Source organism: Ensifer sp. ENS03 (assembly GCF_014852035.1).
In the GTDB taxonomy this organism is placed as follows: domain Bacteria; phylum Pseudomonadota; class Alphaproteobacteria; order Rhizobiales; family Rhizobiaceae; genus Ensifer; species Ensifer adhaerens.
The window spans coordinates 76,959-92,897 of sequence record NZ_JACVAV010000002.1; the positions used below are offsets into that span (position 1 = coordinate 76,959).

The following is a 15,939-nucleotide window of genomic DNA, read 5'->3' on the forward strand; positions in this document are numbered from 1 at the left end:
TTACGGGTTTTCCCAATGTCCACCATCACCAATCAATCCGAACATGTCGACGGGGTCTCGGGGGCCGAGCGCCTCAACATGGGCATCGTCGAATTCATCATCACCATCGCCGTCATGACGGCGAGCGTCGCCATCGCCATCGACAGCATGCTGCCGGCTCTGCCGGCAATCGGCCAGTCGCTGAACGTCGCCAACACCAACGACAGCCAGCTGGTGATCGGCGTCTTCTTCCTCGGCTTCGGCATCTCGCAGATCTTCTTCGGCAGCCTGTCTGATGCCTTTGGCCGCCGCAAGGTGCTGCTCGGCGGCCTCGCCTTCTTCACCGTGTCGATGTTTGCCGCCGCCCTCACCCAGAGCTTCGAGACGCTGCTGATCCTGCGCTTCATCCAGGGCATCGGTGCTGCGGCCATCCGCATCACCACCATGGCGATCGTGCGCGACTGCTTCGGCGGCCGCGAAATGGCGCGCGTCATGTCCTATGTGATGATTGTCTTCATGATCGTGCCGATCGTCGCCCCCTCGATCGGCCAGCTCGTCATCCTCTATGCCAACTGGCACTGGATCTTCATCCTGATCGGCGTCATCGGCGCGATCCTCTTCGTCTGGGCCTTTTCCCGCATGAAGGAGTCCCTGCCGCGCGAAGAGCGCATGCCGCTCTCCGTCGGTGCGGTCGCGTCGGGTTTCAAGACCGTTCTCACCAACCGCATCACTTGCGGCTACATGATCGGCATGACGATGTTTACCGCCGTCATCTGCGCCTACATCGTCACGGTCCAGCAGATCTTCGGCGAGGTCTACGGCCTCGGTGACTGGCTGCCGATCGCCTTTGCAGGTACGGCCGGCGGGATTGCTGTCGCCAACTTCGCCAACGGCTTCTTCGTCCGCAGCTTCGGCATGCGCCGCATCTCGCATGTCTCGATGATCCTGTTTACGCTGATCTCGGTCGCGGGCTTCGTGATGTCGCTCTCCGGCACGCCGGCCTTCGTCGTCAGCTATCTGATGTTCTCGGTGCTCCTGATGTTCTTCGCCGTCATCGCGACGAACTTCACCGCGATCAGCCTGGAGCCGATGGGCCACCTTGCCGGCACCGCTACGGCGATCACCGGCTTCGTCTCGACGACCGGTGGCGCGCTCATCGGCGGCGCAGTCGGCCAGCTCTTCAATGGCACGCTGCAGCCGCTGTTCGGCGGCTTCGCCCTCTTCGGGGCCCTGACCATCCTGGCAACGCTCTGGGCCGAGAAAGGCAAGCTCTTCACCCATCCCGGCGACAAGGACGTCAGCATGGATCACGGCGGCGGCCATATGTAACCGGCCGCCGTAAGGCAAACAAAAAGCCCGCCCGGAGCAATCCGGGCGGGCTTTGTATTTTGGGCTGCTTCGAACGGCTTAGACCGTGAAGACCTCGCGGCGCAGCGTCTCCCAGCTCTCCTTGTCGGTGGCAAGCAGCAGGCCGCCATTGAGATGGGACGGCAGATAGGGCGAGCCGTCGAAGCGGGCGGCATAGGCGCCGGCTTCCTGCGAAATCAGCGTGCCGGCCAGGTGGTCCCACGGCATCAGCTTCTGGTACATCAGGAAGTGGATGTGACCGCCGGCAAGCATGCGATATTCATGCGCGGCGCAGCGGTAGCTGGTGGCAATGCGAACCTTGGCCATGTTGGCCATGACTTCGCGGCGTGCTTCCTGCTTGTAAAAACCGGTCGAGGCACCGCCGACCATGGCCTCGAGCGGCACGCCTGCGGTGACCGAGAGCCGCTCCTGCGATCCATTGGCGCGGCACATCCAGGCGCCCGAGCCCTTCTCGGCGATCACCCAGTCGTTGCCGAGCGGATCGTAGATGATGCCGGCAACCGTCTCGCCCTTGGCGACGACGCTTGCCATAACCCCGAAGAGCGGCACGCCGGCGGCGAAATTGAAGGTGCCGTCGATCGGGTCAACGACGACGGCGAGATCGGCATCGGCGAGCTTGTCGAGCAGCGCCGGGTCGGCTGCAACCGATTCTTCGCCGACGAAAAGTGCGCCCGGCGCGACGTCTTCGATGCGTGCCTTGATCAGCCGTTCGGCCGCCTCGTCGCCTTCGGTTACGAGGTCGATCGCTTCCGATTTCACCCTGACGTCGCCGGCTTCAAGATTGCGGAACCGCGGCAGGATCTCTTTGACCGCCGCTTCCTGCAGCAGATTGGCAAGGCCGGCTATGTCGACGGAATGGCTCATTCTTTGGGCTCCGGTGTGAGGGACTGGAAATCGAACAGCTTGGGATCGAGCAGGTGCGATGGGTTCACGTGGCCAAGCGCCCGCAGCATCGTGTCCTTGCGACCCGGCATGCGTCGCTCAATATCGGCCAGCATCGCCTTCATCGCATTGCGCTCGAGGCCGTCCTGCGAGCCGCAGAGGTCGCACGGGATGATCGGAAACTCCATGGCCGCCGCGAACTTGGCGAGATCGTCCTCGGCCGCATAGGCGAGTGGCCGAAGCAGCATCAGGTCGCCCTCGTCGTTCAAGAGCTTTGCCGGCATCGAAGCCAACCGGCCGCCGTGGAAGAAGTTCATGAAGAAGGTTTCGAGAATGTCCTCGCGGTGGTGGCCGAGCACCAGCGCGTCGCAGCCCTCTTCACGGGCGATGCGATAGAGGTTGCCGCGGCGCAGCCGCGAACAGAGCGAACAGTAGGTCGCCCCCGTCGGCACCTTCTCTTTCACGATCGAGTAGGTGTCGCGATACTCGATGCGATGCTTGACGCCGATCGATGCCAGGTATTCCGGCAGGATGTGCTTGGGGAAGTTCGGCTGGCCCTGGTCGAGGTTGCAGGCAATGAGCTCCACCGGCAGCAGCCCGCGCCATTGCAGGTCCATGAGCAGCGCCAGCAGGCTGTAGCTGTCCTTGCCGCCGGAAAGACCGATCAGCCAGCGCTTGGCGCCCTTCAGCATGCCGAAGTCGTCGAGCGCCTGGCGGGTCTGGCGAAGAAGGCGCTTGCGCAGCTTGTTAAACGAGACGGAGGACGGCATACGGCTGAACAACGGATGCGCGCCGGCGTCGATTTCGGTCTCAAAAATGGTTTCGGCCTGGTCTTGCGACGCGTTGAGCGAAAGGTCCATGGCGGGGATCCTGTGCGGCAGGCAGGCGCAACCGGCGCCCGGCTAATCTTGGGCCAGCACTTGCCCGCTCCAGCCGTCAAGATCAAGGGAAATCGGCCGCACAGTGCAGATCGCCCTTGTCGGAGGAGTTCAGGGACCGAAGACCGACCAGCCAGTGCGCGCCGCGAGCATTTCGAGCGCCAGCGATCCGAGCAGCGAATTGCCGTTTTCGTTGAGGCCAGGCGACCAGACGGCAACCGACGCCTTGCCAGGCGCCACCGCCAGAATGCCGCCGCCGACGCCGCTCTTTCCCGGCAGGCCGACGCGATAGGCAAAATCGCCTGAGCCGTCATAGTGGCCGCAGGTCAGCATCAGTGCGTTGATGCGCCGCGCCCGCTGGCGCGAGACGACGTTATGGCCGGTCAGCGGATTGCTGCCGCCGGCGGCCAGAAACAGCCCGGCTTTCGCAAGCTGGCTGCAGGTCATGGAAAGCGCGCAGTGATGGAAATAGACGCCGAGCACGTGGTCGACGGGGTGGTCGAGCTTGCCGAAGGAGCGCATGAAATTGGCAAGCGCGAAGTTCCGGTAACCGGTGGCCGTCTCCGAACGCGCGACCTCATGGTCGATGACGATCTGGTCGTCGTCGGCGAGATAGCGGACGAACTGCACGATCTCGCCGATCAGTTCCCGCGGCGTATGGCCGGCAAGGATCAGGTCGCTGATGGTGATGGCGCCGGCATTGATGAAGGGGTTGCGCGGCTTTCCGCCCTCTTGCTCGAGCTGGACGATCGAGTTGAAGGCGGAGCCTGAGGGCTCGCGGCCGACACGGTGCCAGATGTTCTCGCCGTGTTTGCCGAGCGCCAGCGTCAGCGTGAAGACCTTGGAGACGCTCTGGATCGAGAACGGCACCTCGGCATCGCCGACGCGATAGATCTGGCCGCCTGTGGTCACGATCGCCATGCCGAAATGCTTGGCGTCCACGCGCGCGAGCTGTGGAATGTAGTCGGCGACCTTGCCCTGGCCGAACCGCGGGCTCAGCTCCCGATGAATGTCGTCGATGATCGCCTGCAGATCCTGCGGCTTCTGCTCTTCGGGCATCGGGCTTCCCTCTTGGTCATCGCCTTCGGATCGAGGCGACGATAAGGCGCTTATTCGCTGGGATCCGCGGTAGCGCGGATGCTGCTCGGCACTGACAAAAAAGCCGCCCGTTTCCGGGCGGCTTTCGAAACGTCACAAGGCGAGAGCCTCGGATTAACGCGAATAGAATTCGACGACCAGGTGCGGTTCCATGACGACGGCGTAAGGCACGTCGGAGAGAACCGGTACGCGGACGAAGGTCGCGACCATCTTGTTGTGATCGGCTTCGATGTAGTCCGGAACGTCGCGTTCAGCGAGCGAAACCGATTCGAGAACGGTTACGAGCTGCTTGGACTTTTCCTTGACTTCGATGACGTCGCCCGGCTTGCAACGGTAGGAACCGATGTTGACGCGGACGCCGTTGACCTTGACGTGGCCGTGGTTGACGAACTGACGGGCAGCAAAGACCGTCGGAACGAACTTGGCGCGGTAGACGATCGCGTCGAGGCGCGATTCGAGCAGGCCGATCAGGTTTTCCGGGGTGTCACCCTTGCGGCGGTCAGCTTCGGCGAAGATCGCGCGGAACTGCTTCTCGCGGATGTCGCCGTAGTAGCCCTTGAGCTTCTGCTTGGCGCGCAGCTGTACACCGAAGTCCGAGAGCTTGGACTTGCGGCGCTGGCCGTGCTGGCCCGGGCCGTATTCGCGGCGGTTTACCGGGGACTTCGGACGGCCCCAGATGTTTTCGCCCATACGGCGGTCAATTTTGTACTTGGACGATTCGCGCTTGCTCATCGCATTTCCTTTCAAACAGTTACACCGGCCTGCTTCCAAACCGGATCAAGGAAACACGCCCTCCTCTGAACCCATTTTCGGGGCTCTGACAGGTTTCTCACGATCACGCAGACGGAGAAGCCACGGGACATGTCAAATGAAACACCGGACATTTCTGCCCGGCGTTGGGGCGGCTTTAGTGGGTCCGGCTGCTGTTGTCAAACGAAATCGTGACAAACAGCCGTTGATCAGGCCGGATCACTCGGTGGCGCTTGCTCCAACGAAATCAGCAGTTTCCTGAGGAGCGCCGCCAGCGCCGTGCGGTCTTCCTTGCTCAGCACCTCGAGGTAGCGCGACTCGCTCGCCATGTCGGCGCGAAAGGCGGTTTCCGCAAGGGCTATTCCCTTTTCCCTCAGCCCGACGACGCTGCTGCGGCCGTCGGACGCCGAGCGTTCCCGCTGGATCAATCCTGCCTTCTGCAGCCGGTCGAGCCGGTGCGTCAGTCCACCGGACGAAATCATCAGCAGCGTATAGAGATCCGTCGGCGTCAGCCGGTAAGGCGGGCCGGATCGCCGCAGCGTCGAGATCACGTCGAACTCGCCGCGGTCGATGCCGAAAGAGGCGAAGGTCTCCTCGATCGAAGGGCGCACCAGATTGGAAAGCCGGTAGGCGCGCCCGAGGATGGCCATAGGCTCGGTATTCAGGTCGGGCAGTTCGGCCGCCCACTGCGCTTGCAGACGGTCCACATGGTCCCTTCCCTCATTCTCGTTCTGCATCGTTCACCTCGGCATCGGTCAATATATCTTGACGAGAAGATAGTTTCGGATAATATCTTCTCGTGAAGATAATTCATTCCCGTTGGGAAGCCAACCCGGACGACGATGGAGGCCAGCATGTTTCATGTCATTCCCCTTACAGAACAGAAGCAGAGCCCAAACCGCACCATCCTGTTTGAAGGTGGGCAATTCGGCACGCCGATCTCGCTGTTCCTGATGGATGCCGAGCCTGGCCAGGGGCCTGCCCTTCACGTTCATCCCTATCCGGAAACATGGATCGTGCACTCGGGCGAAGCGGAGTTCACCGTCGGAGAGCAGAAGATCATGGGTAAGGCCGGCGATATCATCGTCGTCGATCCGGAGACGCCGCACCGCTTCGTCAATACCGGCACCGGCCGCCTGCAGATGACCTGCATCCACGCATCCGATCACGTTATCCAGGAATGGGTCTGACGCCACGACACCGTAACGCGCCAGCGCCGTCTGAGCGTGGTCGGAATAGCTGATGCCTTTACGCGAAAGGTCGAGGTTCACTCCGCCGCAGCGGCAGCCGCAGCCGTCACATCCGGCCCGTTGGCGTCGCCTGGAGCGGTCTCGCTGCCAAGGTCCGGGAACGCGACGATGCGCTTTCCGGCAAAATCCGCATGGATGACGATCAACCCATGCTCCTCGAAGTAGCCGAGCAGACGGCGGGCCCGCCTTGCGGAGTGCGTGCCATAGGCGCGCGCGATCATCGCGTCGGAAGGGCACGGCAGGCTGCGGACGGCCGCCTGCGCCATCATCAGGAACACGGCTTGCAAGTCCTCGGTAACGCGATCGGCAAGCTGCAAGGCCTGCGCCCAGGTTTCCGTTGCCGCCGTCTCCGCGTCGATGCCGGAGCGCGCGACGGCCATCTTGCGGCGGAAGGCGCTCAGCGACAGGGCTGCACCGGATGGCAGCCGGCGAATACGGCATCGCACCAGAAAATCCTGGAACAGTTCTGCATCGGGGCGGAAGGCTGCTTCCGGATTGCTGAGGATTTCGACAAAGACGCTGTCGAGCAGGCTCTCTTTTTCCTCGGCGGAAAGTTCCGGCTGCGCCTGCCTTGCCTCGACCGGCGCGGCAGGCTCGGGCCGCGGGCGGGAGAGCTCGGCCAGGATGTCGGTCGTCGGGCGCGGCGGCGCAACGGCGCGGCGCATGATCGGCCGCGTCAGCTCCTCCGGATCCGGCGTGAAGATCAGATCCTCGACGTCCTGCGGCGCCTCGGGCAGCGGCATCAGCTTCGGGCTCGTCGAGCGCGCCGAGGTCTCGACCGCGCCGATCGTCACCTTGAGCGGCCGGCGCGACAGCGCCGGGCCAAGCGCGACGAAGGAACCGCGCTTGAGGTCGCGGAACATTTCCGCCGTGCGCCGGTCCATACCGAGCAGATCGGCGGCGCGCAGCATATCGATGTCGAGGAAGGTGCGGCCCATCAGGAAGTTCGAGGCTTCCGCCGCCACGTTCTTGGCGAGCTTCGCCAGGCGCTGCGTGGCGATCACTCCGGCAAGGCCGCGTTTGCGGCCGCGGCACATCAGGTTGGTCATGGCGCCGAGCGAAATCTTGCGCACCTCTTCGGTGACGTCGCCGGCAACCGACGGCGCAAACATCTGCGCCTCGTCGACGACGACCAGCACCGGATACCAGAACTCGCGATCCGCATCGAACATGGCGTTCAGGAACACGCCGGCATTGCGCATCTGCTGCTCGATATCGAGACCTTCAAGCGAGAGCACGCAGGAAACACGATGCTGGCGAATGCGGTTCGCAATGCCGATCAGCTCGGCGTCGGTGCGTTCACCCTCGACCACGACATGGCCGAACTTGTCGGCGAGCGTGACGAAATCACCCTCGGGATCGATGATGCACTGCTGCACCCATGGCGCGGACTGTTCCAGCAGCCGGCGCAACAGATGCGACTTGCCCGAACCGGAATTGCCCTGCACCAAGAGACGGGTGGCCAGAAGCTCCTCGATATCGAGCGAGGCCGATGTCCCTTCGGACGTCGCTCCCATGTCGATGCCGACCTTCATTTCCACCTCGTCATGTTAAATCTTACGCAGGTCCGGATGCGATACCGTTGCGCACTGTGCCTGAATACTCTTGATTGATTCGCGATCACGCGGAGACCGCCTATCGGGCGACACCTAGCACGGATTTCCCGGAAATCCTGCCGTCGGCGCACATAACCCACAGGGAATACGCTTAGGAAAGTCTCCCCGGAAAAGAACCAGATGTAGAATCTGGTGGTCGCAATATAAAGTTGAATGTCGTACTTTTGCGAGAAGGCACGGACGCCCATATGCGATTTGGTCGAAGCTATTTGCCCGGGGCAGGAATGCAGCACCACGAAACAGCGCAGCAGATGGAACTGAACAATCTCGATCGCCGTATGCGCGATGCTTACAAGGACACGCAACGGGTCGCCTCGAAAGACGACGCCGAACGCGCCAGCCGCATGCGCTTTCGCGCCGCCTGCGTGCTAGCTGTTCTGATCGGCCTGTTGCTGGCGATCTTCTTTTAAAGCGCCGTGCCGGCCATAGGAACGCATGAACGGGGCACTACCCGATCGCTTCGGCATGCCCTGCTCGCTTTTCCCCGATGGCATCAAGTGCCACCGTCAGGCCAAAGCCCTGCATCAGCCGCCGGGTGGCGAAATCCGGTTTGCCGGAGGTGAAGATCGCCGGGTCCTGGCCGTTCAGCGGCTCGAAGCCGTTTGGCTGCGGCACGAGCGAACGCGCCCGTCTGGCAATCGCTTCCGCCGGATCCAGCCAATCGACCGGCCAGGGTGCCAGCCTGCGGAAGACGTTCGCCATGAAGGGATAGTGCGTGCAGGCAAGCACGACGATATCGGTCTTCCTGCCGTCCATCTCGACGAAACACGGTGCGATCTCGGCTAGTACCGTTTCGTCGTCCAGTTTCTCGCCGCGGATATAGGCCTCCGCCATCTTGGCGAGGTTTTCGGAGCCGACGAGCCGCACATGGCATTGGCTGGCGAAGGACTGGATGAGATCGCGCGTATAGGCCCGCTTGACGGTACCCGGGGTCGCCAGCACCGAAACGAGGCCGGAGCGTGTGCGCTCTGCCGCCGGCTTGATCGCGGGCACCGTGCCCACAAAGGTCATCTGAGGAAAGGCCGCGCGCAGATCGGCGCCGACCAGCGTGAAGGCGGTGTTGCAGGCGATCACGCAGATTTCCGGATCATGCTCGGAAAGCAGCCGGCCGAAGAGCGCGATCACGCGCTCTTTCAGCGCCGCCTCTTCCCAGCCGCCATAGGGAAAGCCGGCATCGTCGGCGACATAGATGAAATGCCGCTCGGGCATCAGCACCCTCGCCTCACGCAGCACGGTCAAGCCACCGATGCCGCTGTCGAAGACGAGGATGGGTTTCAGTTCACTCGCTGTCACCTTTGTCTCGCGCTTTCCTGCTGTGTTCGCCCGGAGCGCCGGAGCCGCGCGGGTTTTCCCGCGTGAACCGGTCGAGCGAAGAAATGACGCCGCGCAGCACCTGGATTTCGGATTCGGTAAAGGACGGCCTGGTCAGAACCGCGCGCAGGTTCTCGACCAATTTCGGCTTTTTGTCGGCGGAACGGAAGTAGTTGCGCGCCTCAAGCGCTTCCTCGACATGCTCGAACAGACCCTGCAGGTGTTCCTTGGTCGCCGGCCGCTGCTCGATCGCCTGGAACGAGGTCTGGTCCTCAGACTCCATGCCGGTCTTCAGCCACTCATAGGACATCAGAAGCACGGCCTGGGCGAGATTGAGCGAGGCGAAAGCGGGATTGACCGGAAAGGTCACGATCTCGTCGGCCAGGGCCACCTCTTCGTTGGTGAGGCCCGTGCGCTCGCGTCCGAACAGGATGCCGGTTTTCTCTCCGGTCTGGAAGCGCTGCCGGAGCGTGCGCGCCGCGACGATCGGCGAACGCACCGGCTTGTAGCCATCGCGGTCGCGGGCGGTCGTGGCATAGACGAAGTTGAGATCGGCGATCGCCTCTTCGACCGAACCATAGAGCTTGGCAGCGTCGATCACGTGGTCGGCACGGCTTGCGGCCGACCTCGCCTTTTCGCTCGGCCAGCCGTCGCGCGGATTGACGAGCCGAAGCTCCGCCAGGCCGAAATTCGCCATCGCGCGGGCGACCATACCGATGTTTTCGCCGAGCTGCGGATAGGCGAGAATGATCGCCGGTCCTTCCGCCAGAAGTTCGCGCTCGCTGTTCGTTCCTGCCATTTCCTTAGCCTTCGCCTTTCGTTCGGCGTTTCCCTTGCACAAATGCGGGCGAAATTAAAGTCCACTACAAATGAAGCCGGTTGAGAGACACGCCGATCATTTCCAGACCAAGCTCCGCATCGTCCTTCGAAATCGGCAGGTGGCGATCGACCGGCGCACCGATCCGGCCAACCTGGTAGAAATAGGCCGAGGCCTTGTCGCGCACCGTCTGGACGAGCGCGAGATTGGCGTCGATGTCCGCCTTGAAATCGGTTCCTTCCAGCGCCGCATCCGTGCCGACACGCCGCGCGAAAACCCGTGCCCAGTAGGTGCAGGCCATGAAGATCGCCAGCGTCTGGCGCACATGACCGGGACGCGTCACCAACTGCCAGGGAAGCCCGAGCGGCTTTGCGGCGGCGGCCAGGTCACGATAGGCGCGGTCGAGCGCCTGCGAGCGGGTAATGAGCACCAGACCCGATGCCCCGTCCCGCGCCGCCTGCAGCAGGCCCTTGAGTTCGTCGCACCAGGTTGCGACGGCGGCATCGAGCGTCGTGCGGGTGCGCGTCGGAAACACGACGAAGGCGACCGCCGCACCGGCGATCGAGCCGATCATGGTTTCCTCCAGGCGCAGTTGCAGCAGATGCGGGCTCAGCACGCCCATCAGGCTATAGACCAGCGACAGAACGACGGAGATGAAGAAGGTCATCGTCGCATAGGAGACGGCGAGGAAATAGAAGGCGAGAAAGACGCAAAGTGCGCTGAGCGGCAGCACCAGGTAGATATTGCCGGCTACCAGCGTGCCGACGATGATGCCGACCACAATGCCAAACAGGGTGCCGGCCGAGCGCTGCAGCGCCTTGACCGCCGTATCGCCGCGCGAGCGCGTGTTGGTGAAGACGAGAAACGCCGCAAGCACCGCCCAGAACCAACGTTCCCGCGACAGCATCAACCCGAACACCATGGCGATACCAGAAGCGAGCGTGATCTGGATCGCCGCCTTCAAGGCGGGATCGTTCAGCGACGGCCTCCAGCGGGCGGCAACGCCGCTCAAGTGCAGTGGCGGCTCTTCCAGATCGGCCGGCGTCAGCTTTGCAAGGCTTCGGGCGAGCCTTTGCCGGACGTTGCGCAGCCACAGCAGCGCCTTCACCGTTTCTTCGCGGCGCGGAGCGGCATCGCCGAGCCGCGCGATCTCCGCGTCGATCCGCCCGCCGTCGCGCGCCACCATCGCCTCCACCAGTGCCGGCGGCGGCATCGATTGGAAGCTGACGACCATCACGCTTTCGGCCGCAAGATGCAGGTCGAAGAGGTTGATGACGAGGTCGGAGGTCGTAAGGCCGGGCTGCGGTTCCGGCCGCCGGTTTTCCGTCGGAATGAAGCTTTCCGCCATCAAAACCGCTTCCTTCAGACGCTCTTCGGCCGCATGCAGCTGACGACGATCGGCCGGTGACAGAACGGGCTTGCGGGCGATCTCCGCCAGTTGCAGCAGCATCTGGTCGACGCGACGCTGCACGCTTGCGGTTGCGCGCAGGAGGTCGCGATAGCGATCATCCGGCAACAGCCGCGTGCGGACGAGATGCGCGACGGTGGCCGAGACCGCCGCCCCGAAGAACAGGGCCGGCAACTGGTCGAGCGTTGGCCTCAGATAGGCGCCAGTGAAATAGGACATGAAGGCGAACATGCCGACGGCAAAACCGCGGGGGCCGAAGGAGCGGCCATAGACCGCGAGAAAGATGATCAGCAGGAAGACGACGTCGGAAACGTAGCGGTGATTCTCGAGAACCGACGCAAGCCCGACCATCGAAACGCCGACGAGGACCGCGATGATGCGGGTGAGCCGCTGGCCGGCAATGGTGCGATCGCGCACCGCCAGTCCCCCTTCGATCGACAGCGACGCCGCAAGCCCGAAGGCGGCCGGCGGCAGCGGTGCGACGAGGTAATGAAATGCCATCAGCAGCAGGATGGAAACGACGATGGTCGCGGTGATGCGCGAGGCCTGCCGCAGGCGGGAGAAGGCCGGATCGTTGGCAAGAAGCCAATCGCGCATACGGGAACGAAGTGCCATCGGAAGCCTTTGCCTGTCCCGCGGCCGCCTGTGGACGCGCGCCGCCTTCGCCGGTTCTTCCTGCATAGCGGCAGATGCGATCTTTGCAAGGCCGGCGCGACGAAAGCAGGCGTCGAAAAGCGGTGGCGAAGAGCTGTCCGAGGTCCGTCTCCACCTCCATCCAAAGTTTCAGCCAAGCATGCTTTGCCTTGTCGGTTCTGAGTGCTATAGGGCACAGGATTTTTCAGAGAGGAAGGGACATCGCTCCCGCTGTCCCGCATAAGCTACGAGGCATATTCATGGCAAAGATCAAGGTCGCCAATCCGGTCGTCGAACTCGACGGCGATGAGATGACCCGCATCATCTGGCAGTTCATCAAGGACAAGCTGATCCATCCCTACCTCGACGTCGATCTGGAATATTACGACCTCAGCGTCGAAAACCGCGATGCTACTGAAGACCAGGTAACGATCGACGCTGCCAACGCCATCAAGAAGCACGGCGTCGGCGTCAAGTGCGCCACGATCACGCCGGATGAAGCCCGCGTCGAGGAGTTCAAGCTGAAGAAGATGTGGAAGTCGCCGAACGGCACGATCCGCAACATCCTCGGCGGCGTCATCTTCCGCGAGCCGATCATCTGCAAGAACGTTCCGCGCCTGGTTCCGGGCTGGACCAAGCCGATCATCGTCGGCCGTCACGCCTTCGGCGACCAGTACCGCGCCACCGACTTCAAGTTCCCGGGCAAGGGCAAGCTGACGATGAAGTTCGTCGGTGAAGACGGCAAGGAAATCGAATACGACGTCTTCGACGCACCGTCGGCCGGCGTTGCCATGGGTATGTACAACCTGGACGATTCGATCACCGAATTCGCGCGCGCGTCGTTCAACTACGGTATCCAGCGCAAGGTTCCGGTGTACCTGTCGACCAAGAACACCATCCTCAAGGTCTATGACGGTCGCTTCAAGGACATCTTCCAGCAGGTGTTCGACGCCGAATTCGCCGAGAAGTTCAAGGAACTGAAGATCTGGTACGAACACCGCCTGATCGACGACATGGTCGCTTCGGCCCTGAAGTGGTCCGGCGGCTACGTCTGGGCGTGCAAGAACTACGACGGCGACGTGCAGTCGGACATCGTCGCCCAGGGCTTCGGCTCGCTCGGCCTGATGACTTCGGTCCTGATGACGCCGGATGGCAAGACGGTCGAAGCCGAAGCCGCGCACGGCACGGTTACCCGCCACTACCGCCAGCACCAGAAGGGCGAAGAAACCTCGACCAACTCGATCGCCTCGATCTTTGCCTGGACCCGTGGTCTCGCTCATCGCGCCAAGCTCGACGGCAATTCCGAACTCGCAAAGTTCTCCGAAACGCTTGAGAAGGTCTGCGTCGACACCGTCGAAGCCGGCTTCATGACCAAGGACCTGGCGCTCCTCATCGGTCCCGATCAGCCGTGGCTCTCGACCACCGGCTTCCTCGACAAGATCGACGAGAACCTGCAGAAGGCCATGGCTGCCTGATAGGCTCCAGTCCCAGAGACAACGAAACCCGGCCTCGCGCCGGGTTTCTTTTTTGGACCAATGAAAATTCCGGAACGCGGATCGGCGCCGGACTGCAGCCGGTACTCGCACGACTTCAAGGCGAGCGCGGCCATGCTACCGGCAGCGACTGCTAGAACATGTCGCGGCTGCTGCTGCGCGGATCGTCGCTGACGATATGCGGGTCGTAGATCCCGCCTCTCGCGCTCCGGCGCCATGGCCGGGCCGGATCGACGGGGTCCCTGCCGATATCCGCCACGACGATCGATGGTCCATCCCCGCTGCATCGGACCGCCCATTGCCCGTCGGGCGAAACAATCCCTGAAGGAGCCGTCAGGCCGGGCTGCGCGAGAACCGCAAAACTCGCCCAATAGCGATTGATTGAAGCATGCCCCTGCACCTCGGCGGCAAAGGCAATGTCGTTCGCCAGAGCGCCGCCGGAGGTCGAAAACAGCACGCAATCGACGTTCAGCTGTTCGTATTCGCCGAAAATCTCGGGAAAGTGGCACTCGATGCCGAGCGCGCAGCCGAAGCGGACGCCGTCGACCTCGAACGTCAAAGGGATCGTTCCGGGCGTGTACATGAACGCGACCTTGGTGTTCGACAGCATGCGCTCATCGTAGCGTGTCGCGACTGCCCCCTTATCCGAGATCACATAGAGGCTGTTGTGCGGGCGATGCGGTTCGGTGAGCTTGTGAACGGATCCAAGGACCGTCCATAGCCCGAGGTCCCGCGCCAACGTCCGTATGGCATCAAGCTCTTTGCGCAGAACCGTCCACTCGAAACGGCGCCAATCGGACGGGCCTATTTCGCGCGGACCGATCGTCGACATGATGCGCTTGTTCGGAAAGCACGTCGCGCCCTCGGGGAAATGCAGCACCCGCGCCCCCGCCCGATGCGCCTCCCGCATCAGGTGTCGGATCCCTTCGCCGGCATGGTGAAGTGCCGCCGCATCGCGGGGATCGTCGAAATAGCCGGATTGCGCCACGGCCAGGCGCAGCAATCTTGGTTGCGCCACCAAGTCTTCCGCCGAAGCCTGGCGAAGATGCATGAGTGCAGTTGTATAGGATTCGCCGGTCTTGGCGGCACGGGCGCGAACACGCCGTTTGAAATTTCGGTTCTCAGTCATCACAGGGCCTTTCGCGTCTCGGGCAAGTTCCCCAGCAACCGGACCCGAAACGGTGGGACCGAGATTGCGACCCGAGACTGAAGCCCCTTTGCCTCCGTGAAAGGATCGTGCTGGGGACGATCTTTGGAGGTTCGGCGCAGGCCACGCCGAACCAAAAGGTGCCGCTCGGACACTGATTCGTCAATTGCGGGTGTGTGCTCGGGTGTCTGTCACTTCAAAGGCAGATAGATCTCGCTCAAGAGTTCGGTCGGCGCAACTTCGCGGGGATTGTTGAGATATTTCTCGAACATCAGGCTGTCGCGGATATCGCGGCCGGACTGCGGCAGCCATGTGCCGTAGAGCCATTGGTAGGCCTTCGGCATATCCGCGTAAGGGCCTTTGTGGCGAAGCACCGCATAGCGGCCGCCGTCGAGATGCTGCGGGATCAACGGCGCCTCCGCCGGCATCGGTCCGCGCGCGCTGACGCAGGCAAAGGAGCGCAGTTTTTCCGCTGGCACCAGTTCCGGATCGTCGAGGTAGATGCCGATCATCTCCATGTCCGGCCGGAACAATTGCCGTGAAAAGAGGGTGCCATAGAGCGTCTCGAACGCCTTGCCGATCTCCATATAGGAGCCGGTGTGGGCGACGCCGACGAGGTCGAAGGCTTCGACGTCCTTCAGGGTGACTTCATACATGTCTGGAATTCCTTCCGTTGAAGCGGTTTCAAAGGCGACATGGCTCCCCTCCTTGCGGTATCGCGCCGGCGGCAGCCCATAGGCGGCCTTGAAGGTGCGGTTGAAGGATTGCAGATTGGGATAGCCAGAGCGCTGCGCGATCGTTTCGACAGGAAGATCGGTCTGGGCGAGATCGGCCGCTGCCCGCTGCAGCCGCAGCCGCTTCACCGTTCCTGCCAGCGTCTCGCCGTGAACGGCCCGGTAGATCCGGTGCCAATGGTGCGGCGACAGACAGGCAATCTCGGAAAGGCGATCGAGGTCGAGATCGCCGTCGAGATGACCGTAGATGTAGTCGCTGACCCGGTGCAGACGCCGTTCATAGGTCGCCCACGCTACCCGCTCTTCCATGTCCAACCTTTCGCGCTTTGCTCACGGATGGGTAGACCATAGATCAATTTGACAAATCCTGCGGAGTTGCGGGCGTGCTTCGACTGAGATTTGTACGAGCCTTCCGCGATATAGGACCCCAGAACGGTGCCTTGGCCAGCAATCACGTTTCGGTTTGACCGTCCGAGGCGCCGAGGCTCTGTTCGTGTGGGCTGGTGATCCGGCGGGGTATGACACGCACGACCGGAGGGGGCTCGCGGGACCGCGAGCGTGAAGCTACACAAGCC

Annotated in this window: 15 protein-coding genes; 4 read left to right on the forward strand and 11 right to left on the reverse strand. The window is 62.7% G+C overall.

From position 1 onward, the window contains the following. Window positions 1-15: 15 nt before the first annotated feature. A complete protein-coding gene (locus IB263_RS07035; protein WP_034794494.1) occupies window positions 16-1,308 on the forward strand; it encodes a multidrug effflux MFS transporter in 1,293 nt (430 codons plus the stop codon). A 78-nt stretch (window positions 1,309-1,386) separates the two neighbouring features. Here the strand turns inward: IB263_RS07035 and IB263_RS07040 are convergent, their stop codons facing one another. From IB263_RS07040 to IB263_RS07060, 5 genes are all read right to left on the reverse strand, one after another. Then, the gene (locus IB263_RS07040) at window positions 1,387-2,211 is read right to left on the reverse strand and encodes an inositol monophosphatase family protein (RefSeq protein WP_034794509.1); all 825 of its coding nucleotides are present in this window, start codon (window positions 2,209-2,211) and stop codon (window positions 1,387-1,389) included. Further along, window positions 2,208-3,089 (reverse strand): tRNA 2-thiocytidine(32) synthetase TtcA, encoded by an 882-nt coding sequence (gene ttcA, locus IB263_RS07045; protein ID WP_034794511.1) that lies wholly within the window; start codon window positions 3,087-3,089, stop codon window positions 2,208-2,210. The genes IB263_RS07040 and ttcA overlap by 4 nt, the downstream gene beginning before the upstream one ends. Before the next feature lie 129 nt (window positions 3,090-3,218). Further along, window positions 3,219-4,166, reverse strand: a complete 948-nt coding sequence (locus IB263_RS07050) for a glutaminase (RefSeq protein ID WP_034794526.1) — start codon at window positions 4,164-4,166, stop codon at window positions 3,219-3,221. A gap of 153 nt (window positions 4,167-4,319) precedes the next feature. After that, window positions 4,320-4,937: a 30S ribosomal protein S4 gene (gene rpsD, locus IB263_RS07055; protein WP_034794529.1), complete on the reverse strand. Its 618-nt coding sequence runs from the start codon at window positions 4,935-4,937 to the stop codon at window positions 4,320-4,322. Between the two features lie 227 nt (window positions 4,938-5,164). Beyond that, a complete protein-coding gene (locus IB263_RS07060; RefSeq protein ID WP_192438089.1) occupies window positions 5,165-5,692 on the reverse strand; it encodes a MarR family winged helix-turn-helix transcriptional regulator in 528 nt (175 codons plus the stop codon). Between the two features lie 117 nt (window positions 5,693-5,809). On the opposite strand from IB263_RS07060, the gene IB263_RS07065 reads away from it, so the two are divergent. After that, entirely contained in the window at window positions 5,810-6,145 is a 336-nt protein-coding gene (locus IB263_RS07065) for a cupin domain-containing protein (protein ID WP_034794649.1), read from the forward strand. 77 nt (window positions 6,146-6,222) lie between these two features. On the opposite strand, the gene IB263_RS07070 is transcribed toward IB263_RS07065, so the two are convergent. Next, window positions 6,223-7,740, reverse strand: coding sequence for an ATP-binding protein (locus tag IB263_RS07070; protein ID WP_060520736.1), 1,518 nt, complete (start codon window positions 7,738-7,740; stop codon window positions 6,223-6,225). Between the two features lie 305 nt (window positions 7,741-8,045). Here IB263_RS07070 and IB263_RS07075 point away from each other — a divergent pair, with 305 nt between their 5' ends. After that, window positions 8,046-8,231, forward strand: coding sequence for a hypothetical protein (locus tag IB263_RS07075; protein ID WP_034794543.1), 186 nt, complete (start codon window positions 8,046-8,048; stop codon window positions 8,229-8,231). A gap of 37 nt (window positions 8,232-8,268) precedes the next feature. On the opposite strand, the gene murI is transcribed toward IB263_RS07075, so the two are convergent. From murI to IB263_RS07090, 3 genes are all read right to left on the reverse strand, one after another. After that, window positions 8,269-9,114, reverse strand: a complete 846-nt coding sequence (gene murI, locus IB263_RS07080) for a glutamate racemase (RefSeq protein WP_034794546.1) — start codon at window positions 9,112-9,114, stop codon at window positions 8,269-8,271. Next, entirely contained in the window at window positions 9,101-9,931 is an 831-nt protein-coding gene (locus IB263_RS07085; RefSeq protein WP_060520734.1) for an RNA methyltransferase, read from the reverse strand. The genes murI and IB263_RS07085 overlap by 14 nt, the downstream gene beginning before the upstream one ends. 64 nt (window positions 9,932-9,995) lie before the next feature. Then, entirely contained in the window at window positions 9,996-11,972 is a 1,977-nt protein-coding gene (locus IB263_RS07090; RefSeq protein WP_060600756.1) for an FUSC family protein, read from the reverse strand. A gap of 278 nt (window positions 11,973-12,250) precedes the next feature. Between IB263_RS07090 and IB263_RS07095 the strand changes: the two genes are divergently transcribed. Then, window positions 12,251-13,465: an NADP-dependent isocitrate dehydrogenase gene (locus tag IB263_RS07095; RefSeq protein ID WP_090293862.1), complete on the forward strand. Its 1,215-nt coding sequence runs from the start codon at window positions 12,251-12,253 to the stop codon at window positions 13,463-13,465. A gap of 151 nt (window positions 13,466-13,616) precedes the next feature. Here IB263_RS07095 and IB263_RS07100 read toward each other — a convergent pair whose 3' ends face one another. Together IB263_RS07100 and IB263_RS07105 are read right to left on the reverse strand one after the other, a co-directional pair. Then, window positions 13,617-14,612, reverse strand: a complete 996-nt coding sequence (locus IB263_RS07100; RefSeq protein ID WP_192438092.1) for a carbon-nitrogen hydrolase family protein — start codon at window positions 14,610-14,612, stop codon at window positions 13,617-13,619. Window positions 14,613-14,821: 209 nt separating this feature from the next. After that, window positions 14,822-15,673 (reverse strand): GyrI-like domain-containing protein, encoded by an 852-nt coding sequence (locus IB263_RS07105; protein WP_060520732.1) that lies wholly within the window; start codon window positions 15,671-15,673, stop codon window positions 14,822-14,824. Window positions 15,674-15,939: the final 266 nt, after the last annotated feature.

Coding starts and splice junctions, on each gene's coding strand:
- IB263_RS07035 (WP_034794494.1), top strand. CDS start 16: ATGTCCACCATCACCAATCAATCCGAACATGTCGACGGGGTCTCGGGG.
- IB263_RS07040 (WP_034794509.1), bottom strand. CDS start 2,211: ATGAGCCATTCCGTCGACATAGCCGGCCTTGCCAATCTGCTGCAGGAA.
- ttcA (WP_034794511.1), bottom strand. CDS start 3,089: ATGGACCTTTCGCTCAACGCGTCGCAAGACCAGGCCGAAACCATTTTT.
- IB263_RS07050 (WP_034794526.1), bottom strand. CDS start 4,166: ATGCCCGAAGAGCAGAAGCCGCAGGATCTGCAGGCGATCATCGACGAC.
- rpsD (WP_034794529.1), bottom strand. CDS start 4,937: ATGAGCAAGCGCGAATCGTCCAAGTACAAAATTGACCGCCGTATGGGC.
- IB263_RS07060 (WP_192438089.1), bottom strand. CDS start 5,692: ATGCAGAACGAGAATGAGGGAAGGGACCATGTGGACCGTCTGCAAGCG.
- IB263_RS07065 (WP_034794649.1), top strand. CDS start 5,810: ATGTTTCATGTCATTCCCCTTACAGAACAGAAGCAGAGCCCAAACCGC.
- IB263_RS07070 (WP_060520736.1), bottom strand. CDS start 7,740: ATGAAGGTCGGCATCGACATGGGAGCGACGTCCGAAGGGACATCGGCC.
- IB263_RS07075 (WP_034794543.1), top strand. CDS start 8,046: ATGCAGCACCACGAAACAGCGCAGCAGATGGAACTGAACAATCTCGAT.
- IB263_RS07085 (WP_060520734.1), bottom strand. CDS start 9,931: ATGGCAGGAACGAACAGCGAGCGCGAACTTCTGGCGGAAGGACCGGCG.
- IB263_RS07090 (WP_060600756.1), bottom strand. CDS start 11,972: ATGGCACTTCGTTCCCGTATGCGCGATTGGCTTCTTGCCAACGATCCG.
- IB263_RS07095 (WP_090293862.1), top strand. CDS start 12,251: ATGGCAAAGATCAAGGTCGCCAATCCGGTCGTCGAACTCGACGGCGAT.
- IB263_RS07100 (WP_192438092.1), bottom strand. CDS start 14,612: ATGACTGAGAACCGAAATTTCAAACGGCGTGTTCGCGCCCGTGCCGCC.
- IB263_RS07105 (WP_060520732.1), bottom strand. CDS start 15,673: ATGGAAGAGCGGGTAGCGTGGGCGACCTATGAACGGCGTCTGCACCGG.